This is a genomic window from Streptococcus sp. 27098_8_23 (genome assembly GCF_041432195.1).
In the GTDB taxonomy this organism is placed as follows: domain Bacteria; phylum Bacillota; class Bacilli; order Lactobacillales; family Streptococcaceae; genus Streptococcus.
Genome location: NZ_JAPVZF010000003.1, coordinates 147,143 through 159,722 on the forward strand (window position 1 = coordinate 147,143; position 12,580 = coordinate 159,722).

At 41.4% G+C, this 12,580-nt stretch carries 8 protein-coding genes; 7 read left to right on the forward strand and 1 reads right to left on the reverse strand.

Going from position 1 to position 12,580, the window contains the following annotated elements:
* The first annotated feature begins 85 nt into the window (after positions 1-85).
* The 4 genes from O3652_RS06175 to O3652_RS06190 all read left to right on the forward strand — a co-directional run bounded on the left by O3652_RS06175 (position 86) and on the right by O3652_RS06190 (position 7,603).
* A complete protein-coding gene (locus O3652_RS06175) occupies positions 86-5,593 on the forward strand; it encodes a ZmpA/ZmpB/ZmpC family metallo-endopeptidase (protein WP_371590167.1) in 5,508 nt (1,835 codons plus the stop codon).
* Between the two features lie 151 nt (positions 5,594-5,744).
* Positions 5,745-6,125 carry a hypothetical protein gene (locus O3652_RS06180; protein ID WP_084944959.1) on the forward strand — a complete coding sequence of 127 codons (381 nt, stop codon included), beginning with the start codon at positions 5,745-5,747 and terminating at the stop codon, positions 6,123-6,125.
* A 367-nt stretch (positions 6,126-6,492) separates the two neighbouring features.
* The gene (locus O3652_RS06185; RefSeq protein ID WP_125413077.1) at positions 6,493-6,747 is read left to right on the forward strand and encodes a hypothetical protein; all 255 of its coding nucleotides are present in this window, start codon (positions 6,493-6,495) and stop codon (positions 6,745-6,747) included.
* Positions 6,748-6,910: 163 nt separating this feature from the next.
* Positions 6,911-7,603: a phosphoglycerate mutase gene (locus O3652_RS06190; protein ID WP_000240130.1), complete on the forward strand. Its 693-nt coding sequence runs from the start codon at positions 6,911-6,913 to the stop codon at positions 7,601-7,603.
* 124 nt (positions 7,604-7,727) lie between these two features.
* Here the strand turns inward: O3652_RS06190 and O3652_RS06195 are convergent, their stop codons facing one another.
* Complete coding sequence (locus tag O3652_RS06195; RefSeq protein WP_125413022.1) at positions 7,728-8,300, reverse strand: TetR/AcrR family transcriptional regulator; 573 nt, start codon at positions 8,298-8,300, stop codon at positions 7,728-7,730.
* Positions 8,301-8,441: 141 nt separating this feature from the next.
* Here O3652_RS06195 and O3652_RS06200 point away from each other — a divergent pair, with 141 nt between their 5' ends.
* From O3652_RS06200 to rpsO, 3 genes are all read left to right on the forward strand, one after another.
* Positions 8,442-9,143, forward strand: a complete 702-nt coding sequence (locus O3652_RS06200) for an ABC transporter ATP-binding protein (protein ID WP_084921685.1) — start codon at positions 8,442-8,444, stop codon at positions 9,141-9,143.
* 1 nt (position 9,144) lies between these two features.
* Positions 9,145-11,844: an FtsX-like permease family protein gene (locus O3652_RS06205; RefSeq protein ID WP_125413023.1), complete on the forward strand. Its 2,700-nt coding sequence runs from the start codon at positions 9,145-9,147 to the stop codon at positions 11,842-11,844.
* Positions 11,845-11,988: 144 nt separating this feature from the next.
* Entirely contained in the window at positions 11,989-12,258 is a 270-nt protein-coding gene (gene rpsO / locus O3652_RS06210) for a 30S ribosomal protein S15 (RefSeq protein WP_001018251.1), read from the forward strand.
* Positions 12,259-12,580 lie beyond the last annotated feature (322 nt).

Below are 12,580 nucleotides of genomic sequence, written 5' to 3' on the forward strand. Positions count from 1 at the left end.
TATAATGATGAATGTAAATTACCTATATCAAAATATAATGCTAGTTATTTCCTTGATAGAGGTTGAAAAGTTGAGAGGATTTAGAATGAAAAAGATTTTTGGAGAGAAGCAGCATCGTTTCTCCTTACGAAAATTAGCAATTGGACTTGTGTCAGCTTCGATTTCAAGCCTATTTTTTGTGTCCATTGCGAGTAGTGGAACCGTATTTGCCCAAGAAAATGTAGCTGTTCACTACAAATATGTGACGGATACGGAGCTGAGTAGGCAAGAAAAAGACTTGATTGTCAAGGATATTCCTAAAATTGCGGAAGATAGTGAGAGCACCTATTATCTAGTCTACCGTATGGATGAGAAAGCCCAGCTGGGTCAGTTGCCCAATACAGGTGGGCAGCATAGCCTTACTAGCGTTTTATCGGGTGGAGTCATGGCTTCGATCGGCCTCCTTATTTTTGTCGTATCGAAAAAGAAAGGCAAAAAGAAAGCTCTATTGAATGTGATTTTGATAACAGGGATGGGTAGTGGTTTGGTTTCTTCGGTTCAGGCTATCGAAAATCAGCTTTTGCTCCAGTACAATCAGGAATACCAATTATCCCAAGGAGACAGTCTGCCTTTGCCACGCACCCTATCGGGTTATACCTACCTAGGCTATATTAAGCAAGACAAGGACGCTAGTTTGCAAGAAACTGCTGCTAGAGGTCAGAAACCAGACTACACGGTTCAACCTCGTTTTCAGACCAATGAAGGTGGGCAAAAGGCAGGAGATGAGCAGAAAGCTACCTCTCCTACAACGCCTGCTGAGAAGCCAATCCCTTCTCAAGATTCATCCAATCAAAATCCGTCTGGTCTTGCTAGTGTAGATCCTCAAGACGAAGTCTTGGCTGGTCGCGTGAACAAACCAGAGCTCCTATACAAAGACCAAGAGATTGTAACCAAACTAGACTTTTCAGAAGTGGTTCAAGAAAATCCCGAACTAGCAGAGGGAACCATTCGTGTCAAACAAGAAGGTCATGCTGGGAAGAAGGTTGAAGTCGTTCGCATTTTCACTGTTGAAAACCAAGAAATTTCCCGAGAAGTTCTCTCGACCAATGTAGAAGAAGCCTTGCCACGTATAGTAGAAAAAGGGACTAAGAAGGCAGTTGTACCGAGTGAAGCATCTCAGTCTGCAAGAAAAGGAGAGCCTGAGACCCAGGCTTCCTTACCAGAATATAAAGGAGAACAAGCGGGAGCGATTGTAGCCCCTGAAACAGCTGAAAAACCAGAATATACAGGCACCCAAGCAGGAGCAGTCGTTGAACCCGAGCAGGTAGCTCCGCAACCTGAGTATCAGGGAACCCAAGCTGGTGCCATCGTCGAGCCAGAACAAGTTGAGCCAGAGGTTGGGGGCGTCCAGTCTGGGGCTTTGGTGGAACCAGAAATGGCTGAGAAACCATCCTATACAGGCGAGCAGTCTGGAGCAATCGTAGAGCCTGAACAGGTGCCACCAACACAAGAGTATACAGAAACTCAAGCGGGAGCGGTTGTTGCCCCTGAGACAACTGAAACACCAGAGTATACAGATACTCAATCAGGTGCTATCGTTGAACCAGAAATCCAGTCTTCCCTACCAGAATATAAAGGTGAGCAAGCAGGAGCCATTGTGGAACCGGAGCAAGTCGCTCCTCTTCCAGAATATACGGGCAATACCGAGCAAGTAAAACCGGAAGCTCCGACAGAAAAACCAAAAGAAAAAGATCCAGAGAAAACGCTTGAGCTAAGAAATGTTTCGGATCTGGAGTTGTATAGTCAGACCAATGGTACTTACAAACAACATGTTTCTTTAGACAGTGTTCCAAAGAATACAGAAACTTACTTTGTCAAGGTTAAATCTTCGGCAGTTAAAGATGTCTATCTACCAGTTTCTTCAATAACGGCAGAAACGAAAAATGGTCAGTCAGTTTATAAAATTACAGCCAAGGCTGAGAAACTCCAGCAAGAGCTAGAAAATAAATATGTCGATAATTTCACCTTCTATCTAGCTAAGAAGGCTACAGAGGAAACGACAACCTTTACTTCCTTTAGCAACCTCGTCAAAGCTATCAAGCAGAATCTCTCTGGAACCTATTATTTAGCAGCTAGCTTGAACGCCAACGAAGTGGAGTTGGATCCTGATGAAAAGTCCTACATCAAGGGTACCTTTACTGGTCAGTTGATCGGTGAAAAAGATGGCAAGCAGTATGCTATTTACAACTTGAAAAAGCCTCTGTTTGAAACTTTGAGTGGCGCTAGAGTAGAAAAATTGAGTCTGAAAAATGTCTCCATTTCAGGGAAAGATGATATCGGTTCACTGGCCTATGAAGCCCAGAATGGTACAAAGATTAAGCAAGTTCATGTCGATGGTGTTCTAGCAGGTGAACGTGGTATCGGTGGTTTGCTGGCTAAGGCGGACCAATCAAGTATCACAGAGAGCAGTTTCAAGGGGAGAATTATCAATACTTATGAAACGACTGCTGCCTACAATATCGGTGGTTTGGTCGGTCATTTGACAGGTGACAAGGCTTTACTTAGTAAGTCAAAAGCGACAGTAGCCATTTCATCCAACACAAATACTTCAGATCAGACTGTAGGTGGTCTTGCAGGTCTAGTAGATCAGGATGCACAGATCCAAAATAGCTACGCTGAAGGCGATATTAACAATGCCAAGCACTTTGGTAGAGTCGCGGGAGTAGCAGGCTATTTGTGGGATCGAAAAACTAATGAGGAACAGCATGCTGGAAGATTGACCAATGTTCTCAGTGATGTCAATGTAACCAACGGAAATGCCATTACCGGTTACCACTATAATGGAATGAAGGTGAAGGACACATTCAGCAGCAAGGCCAACAGAGTCTACAATGTCACCTTGGTCAAGGATGAGGTCGTCAGCAAGGAATCCTTTGAAGAAAGAGGAACAATGCTAGATGCTTCCCAAATCGAAAGCAAAAAAGCAGCCATTAATCCTCTCACTCTACCAACAGTGGAGCCCCTCTCAACAAGCGGCAAGAAGGACAGTGACTTTTCTAAGGTGGCCCATTATCAAGCTAAGCGCGCCTTGGCTTATAAGAACATTGAAAAATTGTTACCTTTCTATAACAAGGCAACCATCGTCAAATACGGAAATCTTGTCAATGAGAATAGTCTCTTATATCAAAAAGAACTCTTGTCGGCAGTTATGATGAAGGATAACCAAGTCATCACAGATATTGTTTCTAACAAACAGACTGCAAACAAACTCTTGCTGCACTACAAGGACCATTCATCTGAAAAGCTTGATCTCCATTACCAGGATGATTTCGCCAAATTAGCAGAATATAGTCTAGGAAATACGGGTCTTCTCTATACGCCAAACCAATTCTTGTATGACCAAAGCTCTATCATCAAACAAGTCTTACCTGACTTACAAAAGGTGGACTACCACTCAGAAGCAATCAGAAAGACACTCGGTATTTCTCCAAAAGTCAAACAGACTGAGCTCTACCTTGAAGAACAGTTCGCCAAAACAAAGGAACATCTGGAAGACAGTTTGAAAAAGCTCTTGCCAGCTGATGCTGGACTTGCCGGTGCTAACCCAGTCACCGAAGGTTACCTTGTAGATAAAATAAAGCGCAACAAGGAAGCCTTGCTACTTGGTTTGACCTATCTGGAACGGTGGTATAACTTTAGCTATGGTCAGGTGAATGTCAAAGACCTAGTTCTGTACCATTTGGACTTCTTTGGTAAGGGAAATGCTTCACCACTGGATACTCTGATCGAGTTGGGTAAATCTGGCTTTAACAACCTTCTAGCTAAGAACAACGTTGATACTTATTCTATTAGTCTAGCTAGCCATCATGGAACGACAGATTTATTTAGCACTCTAGAACATTACCGAAAAGTCTTTTTACCAAATACAAGTAACAATGACTGGTTTAAATCAGAGACTAAGGCTTACATTGTCGAAGAAAAATCCACTATCGAAGAGGTGAAAGCGAAGCAAGGACTTGCTGGCACCAAGTATTCTATCGGTGTTTATGATCGCATCACGAGTGCCACATGGAAATACCGCAATATGGTTTTGCCTCTCCTAACCTTGCCAGAGAAATCAGTATTTGTCATCTCGACCATGTCTAGTCTAGGATTTGGAGCCTATGATCGCTACCGAAATAGTGACCATAAAGCGGGCAAGGCTCTCAATGACTTTGTTGAAGAAAATGCGCGTGAAACAGCCAAACGCCAGCGAGATCACTACGATTATTGGTATCGCATTTTAGATGAACAATCACGTGAAAAACTCTATCGTACGATTCTCCTTTATGATGCCTATAAGTTTGGGGATGACACAACATCTGGAAAAGCTACAGTGGAGGCTAAGTTTGATAGTTCCAATCCTGCCATGAAGAACTTCTTTGGACCAGTTGGCAATAAGGTAGTACACAATCAGCATGGAGCCTACGCAACAGGTGATGGCGTCTACTATATGTCTTACCGTATGCTGGACAAGGATGGAGCCATTACTTATACCCATGAAATGACCCATGATTCAGATCAGGATATTTACCTTGGCGGCTATGGTCGAAGAAGTGGCTTGGGCCCAGAGTTCTTCGCAAAAGGCTTATTGCAAGCCCCTGACCAACCAAGTGACGCAACCATTACCATCAATTCTATCTTGAGACACTCAAAATCAGATAGTACAGAGGGCTCCCGTCTGCAAGTCTTGGATCCGACAGAGAGATTCCAAAACGCAACAGATCTTCAGAACTATGTCCATAACATGTTTGACCTTATCTACATGCTGGAATATCTCGAAGGGCAATCAATCGTTAAGAAACTGAATGTTTACCAGAAAATGGCGGCTCTCAGAAAGATTGAGAACAAGTATGTGAAAGATCCAGCAGATGGAAATGAGGTTTACGCCACTAACGTAGTCAAAGAATTGACAGAAGCAGAGGCAAATAAACTAATCAACTTTGAAAGTTTGATTGACCACAACATCTTATCAGCTCGTGAGTACCAGACTGGCGACTATGAACGAAATGGCTACTATACCATTAAACTCTTTGCCCCAATCTTTTCAGCTCTCAGCAGTGAGAAAGGCACGCCAGGGGACCTTATGGGACGTCGGATCGCTTACGAACTTTTGGCTGCCAAAGGCTTTAAGGATGGAATGGTACCTTATATCTCAAACCAATACGAAGAAGTTGCCAAACAAAAAGGTAAAACCATCAATCTCTATGGTAAAGAACGCGGATTGGTGACAGATGATCTTGTATTGGAAAAGGTATTTGAAGGCAAGTATGCATCTTGGGCTGCCTTTAAGAAAGCCATGTATAAAGAACGTGTGGATCAGTTTGAAAACTTGAAACAAGTGACCTTTAAAGATCCGACAAAACCATGGCCAAGCTATGCGACCAAGACCATCAATCGTGTGAGTGAATTGCAGGCCCTTATGGACCAAGCTGTGCTACAGGATGCAGTGGCTCCTCGTTGGAGTGACTATAAGCCAGATATTGACAGTGCAGTTCATAAGTTGAAGAGAGCAATCTTTAAAGCTTATCTTGACCAAACAAACGACTTCAGAACCTCTATTTTTAAGAAATAAGGGTTGGAAAATGAAAAGGGAGGATCGACAGATCTTCTCTTTTTATGTTCGGATGTCTGAAAGCTGGTAGGCGATTTGTTTGTGACGGAGAAGGTCTTTTGTTTCTGGAGCAAATATGGTAGAATGATAGCTACGATAGAAGGAGGTTTTTATGGAGAGAGATAGATTGGTTCGACTCAATTGGAGACTGGGCATGCTGGCAGGTATAACCTTGCTTTTGGGACCTGTTCTACGATTTTTGCTATCCTATACTGGGGCCATCATCTATAAAGATCCTTCAAAAATGCTGGTTGTCACGGTTGCCTTTTCCCTGCTCCTGACATTTTTTAAGATTTTGATGATTGCATTAGGTACCTTTATGTTAATCTATTTCGAAGAAGATCAACAACTTCGAATGCTACCATCTATTTTATTTATCCTTGGTGGCGTGCTGGGCTTTCTTTCAGCGACCGAGTGGATAGGAGGATTTCTAATCATTAAAGGTGCTGTTACTTTTTCTAAATTTTTAAAAGAAGTCCGTGGCCTTGTCTGATAGTCTAGTGAAACAACCCGTTTGAGGGTTGTTTTTTATTTAAAGAATGATCTGGCGAAAGAATATGTTAGCAAAATGCTTTTTTTTATAAGAAAACATGATGTAATACAACTTGAAAAAATAAAAAGAGAATATTATGAAATAATCTTTCATTACATCGTATTTAACATTCTATTTAAAAGCTTCCATTACTTTAGAGGGAGTCTTTATAAAAACTTCTAACCCTAATACTATTTTAAAAGTTATTCCACTGGATTCTCAAAATAAAACAATTCCTGTTGATCCTGTTGCAAGTGTAGATAGTTCATTTCATCTTGATTTCAAATCATTTGCTTGGGGTATCATTTTCGCTCTTATTGGCCTTTCAATGATGCAAAATTCATTTATCGGAGGATTGATATTAGCGGCATATGATGTATTAACAGTGCTAAGCGCTTTTCAGACTCTACTAGTTTTGCATCTTACTTCTGGTGGAACACATGTTGTCAGTGTGGTAGTATTTGAAAAAGCTAATCTTGAAAATTGCAAAGAAACAATTGAAGGTCTAATTCATAATCGTTGCAATGATACTAATGTAACTAAGAATACTGATCGTATAATTGATGCTTTAAATAACAAATAATTGCAATCGTTTCTTGATTGAATATCGCGAATTAATAATAACTAGATGAGAGGACACTGTTCTCTCTTTTTAGTTGATTTTAACTAGCTTTTTTGTGAAAAATTGTGTAAAATAGAATAGATAAACGAGGGAAACCTCGAAAAATAAAAGGAGAATCCATCTAATGGTAAAATTGGTTTTTGCTCGCCACGGTGAGTCTGAATGGAACAAAGCTAACCTTTTCACTGGTTGGGCTGATGTTGATTTGTCTGAAAAAGGAACACAACAAGCGATTGACGCTGGTAAATTGATCAAAGAAGCTGGTATCGAATTTGACCAAGCTTACACTTCAGTATTGAAACGTGCAATCAAAACAACAAACTTGGCTCTTGAAGCTTCTGACCAATTGTGGGTTCCAGTTGAAAAATCATGGCGCTTGAACGAACGTCACTACGGTGGTTTGACTGGTAAAAACAAAGCTGAAGCTGCGGAACAATTTGGTGATGAGCAAGTTCACATCTGGCGTCGTTCATACGATGTATTGCCTCCAAACATGGACCGTGATGATGAGCATTCAGCTCACACTGACCGTCGTTACGCTTCACTTGACGACTCAGTTATCCCAGATGCTGAAAACTTGAAAGTGACTTTGGAACGTGCCCTTCCATTCTGGGAAGACAAAATCGCTCCAGCACTTAAAGATGGTAAAAATGTATTCGTAGGAGCTCACGGTAACTCAATCCGTGCCCTTGTAAAACACATCAAACGCTTGTCAGATGACGAAATCATGGACGTGGAAATCCCTAACTTCCCACCATTGGTATTCGAATTTGACGAAAAATTGAACGTAGTTTCTGAATACTACCTTGGAAAATAATCTATAAATAGAAAGCCTAGGATTCCTAGGCTTTTTTGTATCGAAGTTTAAAAAAAGGCAATTTAGCTAATTGAAAAAGTATAAAATGAGAGGATAGAGCTTATGCTGTAGTGGGCTGTATGAGTTAATCTTCTTTTGATTCGTAGCGCCAGTGTTCGTAGTTATAGGTTGATAAAATCATATCCGTGATTTCTTCCGGTTCTTCTTGAGCTCCCCCAGCAATCCAAAGAGAAATAATTCCTTCAATACTTGATAAGAAGATTTCCAAAGCGTATTTGTGAGGAATTTGGAAGTTTTCTGATAAGAAATGACGAGTCTTTTCTTTTTGATTTTCAGTTAGAATAATGCTACTTAGAAATTCACGAATTGCACCACGAAAGTCTATGTAATGACTTTGGGACAAGGCGTTAATAAGGCGTTCGTTCGAACGTAATATATAGAAGTTGGCTAACATAAACTTTCTAGGCGATTCTCTTTCTTTTTCTAAAAAAATGTAGAGCTTGGAAATAATTTCACTTTTAAAACTGTCAATCATTTGATATTTGTCTTCATAGTGTAGATAGAAAGTTCCCCTATTAATTCCTGCCCGTTTACAGAGCTTACTAATTGATATATTTTCAAATTTATCCTCTGATAGCAGCTGAATCAAAGCTTCTTTGATGTCTTCCTTAGTAGTAGTTTTTCGTTTCTGAACCATTTTATCTTCCTTCTTCTTAAATCAACACTTTGTTGATTTTTGATTATTGCTTTTTGACTTAGCCCATTATATAATATTTGTGATTTAGAATCAACATCTTGTTGATTTAAGAAAACGAGCTTTGAAAAGGAGATAAACGATATGGCTTATATTGAAATGAAACACAGCTACAAGCGTTATCAGGTTGGGGATACGGAGATTGTGGCTAATCGTGATGTGAATTTTGAAATTGAAAAGGGGGAGCTGGTCATTATCCTTGGTGCTTCTGGTGCTGGAAAATCAACGGTTCTCAATCTCCTAGGAGGTATGGATACCAATGATGAGGGAGAGATTTGGATTGATGGTGCCAATATTGCCAACTATAGTTCGCACCAACGAACAAACTATCGTCGTGAAGATGTAGGCTTTGTTTTTCAATTTTACAATCTGGTCTCCAATCTGACAGCCAAGGAAAATGTGGAATTGGCCTCAGAAATCGTGACAGATGCCTTGGATCCAGAGCAAGTGCTCAAAGATGTGGGGTTAGATCATCGCCTCAATAACTTTCCAGCCCAGCTTTCTGGAGGGGAGCAACAGCGAGTCTCCATTGCACGCGCTGTAGCCAAAAATCCTAAGATCCTCCTTTGTGATGAACCGACAGGTGCCTTGGATTATCAGACGGGGAAGCAAGTCTTGAAGATTCTCCAAGACATGTCTCGTCAAAAGGGGGCGACTGTGATTATCGTGACCCACAATGGCGCGCTAGCCCCTATTGCGGATCGCGTGATTCATATGCGTGATGCTACGGTCAAGAGTATGACAATCAATGAGCATCCGCAGGATATCGATACATTGGAGTATTAGGATGAAAAAAACATATCGGAAAGACCTATTTCAGTCAGTGACGACTTCAAAAGGACGCTTTGTTTCTATCTTAACCTTGATGATGCTGGGTTCTTTAGCCCTAGTAGGTCTTAAAGTAGCCAGTCCAAACATGGAACGTACGGCAGAAGATTATCTCCGTAAAGCCAATACTCTGGATCTGGCCGTGATAGCTGATTATGGCTTGGACAAAGAAGACCAAGACGAACTAAAGACCATTCAAGGAGCAAGTGTTGAGTTTGGCTATATGGCAGACCTAACCGTTGAAAATAGTGAAGAGGCGGTTCGACTTTATTCCAAACCAGAGAGCATTTCAACCTTCCAAGTGACAGAAGGGCGACTGCCAGAGTCTGATGAGGAAATTGCCTTGGCTGATTTCTGGAAAGACCGTTATCAGATTGGAGAGACCATTACCTTTACTAAGAAAGAAGAAAAGACCGTCCTAAAAACTCAAACTTTCACAATTACTGGATTTGTTCAGTCGGGTGAAATACTTTCTAAAAAAGACTTAGGGAGTGCTAGCAGTGGAAATGGAAGCTTGGCTGGTTATGGAGTGATTTTACCCAGTCAGTTTGATACAGAAGTATACAGTATTGCGCGTGTGCGCTATGATGATTTAAAAAATCTGGATGCTTTTTCATCAGACTATAAGACCAAACGAACCCAACATCAGGAAGAGTTGCAAGACTTACTTGCTGATAATGGTCAAAAAAGATTGGTAAGTATCAAAACAAATGGGCAAAAGAGCCTGGAAGATGGGAAAGAACAGCTCCAAACTGCTGAGAGCAACCTTGAAAATGGCAAGAGTCAGTTAGAGCAGGCCGAAAGTCGCTTGAAAACGCAAGAAGAACAAGCGATCGCTTTACCAGAACCGCAAAAGAGTCAAGCCAAGGGACAGCTGATAAAAGCTAAGGAAGAACTGGCGACAAAAAAAGAAAAACTGGCTCAGACAGAGAGTGATCTAACTAAGGAAAAAGAGAAGCTTGAACAGCGTCAGAAAGAGCTTGATGAACTGGCAGAGCCGAAATACCACGTATACAATCGCCAAACCATGCCAGGTGGTCAAGGCTACCTCATGTACAGCAATGCATCATCAAGCATTCGTTCAGTCGGAAATATCTTCCCAGTGGTGCTTTATATGGTCGCTGCAATGGTGACCTTTACAACGATGACTCGCTTTGTGGATGAAGAGCGTACCAATGCTGGTATTTTCAAGGCCCTAGGTTACCGGAATCAAGATATAGTTGCCAAGTTTATCCTCTATGGTTTTCTTGCAGGAACTGTGGGAACCATTATAGGAACACTTCTTGGGCATTATCTCCTTGCAGGGGTGATTTCAGATGTTATAACAGCAGGAATGGTCGTTGGGAAAAGCCAGGAGTATTTTTACTGGTCTTATAGCCTCCTTGCCCTAGCCTTGAGTTGGGTATCCAGTGTCTTGCCAGCTTATCTGGTAGCGCGGAGGGAATTACACGATGAAGCAGCCCAACTTTTGCTTCCCAAACCTCCCGTTAAAGGAGCAAAGATTTTGATGGAACGGTTGAGCTTTATATGGAGTCGTTTGAGTTTTACTCATAAGGTTACGGCAAGAAATATCTTTCGTTATAAGCAACGGATGTTGATGACCATTTTTGGAGTTGCGGGTTCGGTTGCTCTCCTATTTGCAGGTCTTGGTATTCAGTCTTCTGTGGGAGGAGTTGTGGAGCGTCAATTTGAACAAATCCAGCAATACCAGATGATTGTAGCGGAAAAGAGCAGTGCGAGTGAGCAAGAAAAAACAGATCTAGAAAGTGCCTTGCAAGCTGAATCGATCCACGCTTATCAAAAGATTTACTCTAAATCCATTGAAAAAGATTTCAAAGGAAAAGCAGGACTTCAAACCATCACCATGATGGTCACAAACAGAGAAGATTTCAAACCCTTTATCACATTAGAGGAGAATGGGCAAGAGGTGCAGGTCACTGATGGAGCGGTCGTGAGTCAAAAATTAGCCCAACTAGCAGGTGTTACGGTTGGAGACAAGCTGGAGCTTGATGGGAAGGAAATCAAGGTCGCAGCTATTTCTGAAAACTATGTTGGACACTTCGTTTATCTCAACCGAGCGACATACGAACAAGTCTATGGAACTAGTCCGCAAGACAATACCTATCTAGTAAAATTAAAAGACCCAACACCTTCCAATACGGAGAAAGAAGCGGCTATTTTCATGGAAAAAGCTACTGTTTCTGGGGTCGTCCAAAATGTGACAGCCATCCATCTCTTTGAATCCGTGGCTAGTTCGCTCAATAAAACCATGGCTATCCTTGTCCTTGTTTCCGTCTTACTAGCCATTGTCATTCTTTACAATCTCACCAATATCAATGTGGCAGAACGTATCCGCGAACTTTCCACTATCAAGGTTCTCGGTTTCCACAATAAAGAAGTGACCCTCTATATCTACCGCGAGACTATGGTGCTGTCCCTTGTGGGGATTGTTCTCGGTTTGGTAGCTGGCCACTATTTACATCAATTTTTGATTCAAATGATTTCACCTGCCCCCATACTTTTTTATCCACAAGTCAGCTGGGAAGTCTATGCGTTTCCAATCGTCGCAGTGACTGTAATCTTAGCCTTATTAGGCCTATTTGTCAATCACCACTTGAGAAAAGTAGATATGCTCGAAGCCCTGAAATCAGTAGAGTAATTCACGGTTTTAAATAGTAAATCAGTTGACAAAGTCCCTGCTTCTTGGTAGAATAAGAACTGTCGTAAAGACAAATAACTTCTTCTTGGTTGCAGGCATGCCAACCTGTCACTCGGATGAAGCCAAATAAAAAGGAGAAACATCATGGCAATCTCAAAAGAGAAAAAAAATGAAATCATCGCACAATATGCACGTCACGAAGGTGATACAGGTTCAGTAGAGGTTCAAGTTGCTGTCCTTACTTGGGAAATCAACCACCTTAACGAACACATCAAACAACACAAAAAAGACCACGCTACTTACCGTGGATTGATGAAGAAAATCGGTCGCCGTCGTAACTTGCTTGCATACTTGCGTAAAAACGACGTTAACCGTTACCGTGAGTTAATCAACTCTCTAGGACTTCGTCGTTAATCTTGCGTCTAAAACGTTTCTATACTTCGTTGCCTTCGCCTCGATGTACCATCAGTACAATCTTCGGCTTGTCGCCTAATCTATAAACGTTTTATCCAGCAAGAATAAAGCTTTCTGATTTCAGAGGGCTTTTTGTTTTTATCCGCTTGCTTAGGCCGTGTTCAATTGAGCATATCTTGATAATGAAGCTACTCTAAATTGGGTAGCTTTTTTACTTTTGTCACCCTACCTCGATATACTCAAGTATAATCTTCGGTTACGGTTCCTAGCACTGTAAGGTAAAATAAACCAGATCATCTCCCTTCGGGGAGATTTTTTGTTT

Coding starts and splice junctions, on each gene's coding strand:
- O3652_RS06185 (WP_125413077.1), top strand. CDS start 6,493: ATGATGCAAAATTCATTTATCGGAGGATTGATATTAGCGGCATATGAT.
- O3652_RS06200 (WP_084921685.1), top strand. CDS start 8,442: ATGGCTTATATTGAAATGAAACACAGCTACAAGCGTTATCAGGTTGGG.
- O3652_RS06195 (WP_125413022.1), bottom strand. CDS start 8,300: ATGGTTCAGAAACGAAAAACTACTACTAAGGAAGACATCAAAGAAGCT.
- O3652_RS06190 (WP_000240130.1), top strand. CDS start 6,911: ATGGTAAAATTGGTTTTTGCTCGCCACGGTGAGTCTGAATGGAACAAA.
- O3652_RS06205 (WP_125413023.1), top strand. CDS start 9,145: ATGAAAAAAACATATCGGAAAGACCTATTTCAGTCAGTGACGACTTCA.
- O3652_RS06175 (WP_371590167.1), top strand. CDS start 86: ATGAAAAAGATTTTTGGAGAGAAGCAGCATCGTTTCTCCTTACGAAAA.
- rpsO (WP_001018251.1), top strand. CDS start 11,989: ATGGCAATCTCAAAAGAGAAAAAAAATGAAATCATCGCACAATATGCA.
- O3652_RS06180 (WP_084944959.1), top strand. CDS start 5,745: ATGGAGAGAGATAGATTGGTTCGACTCAATTGGAGACTGGGCATGCTG.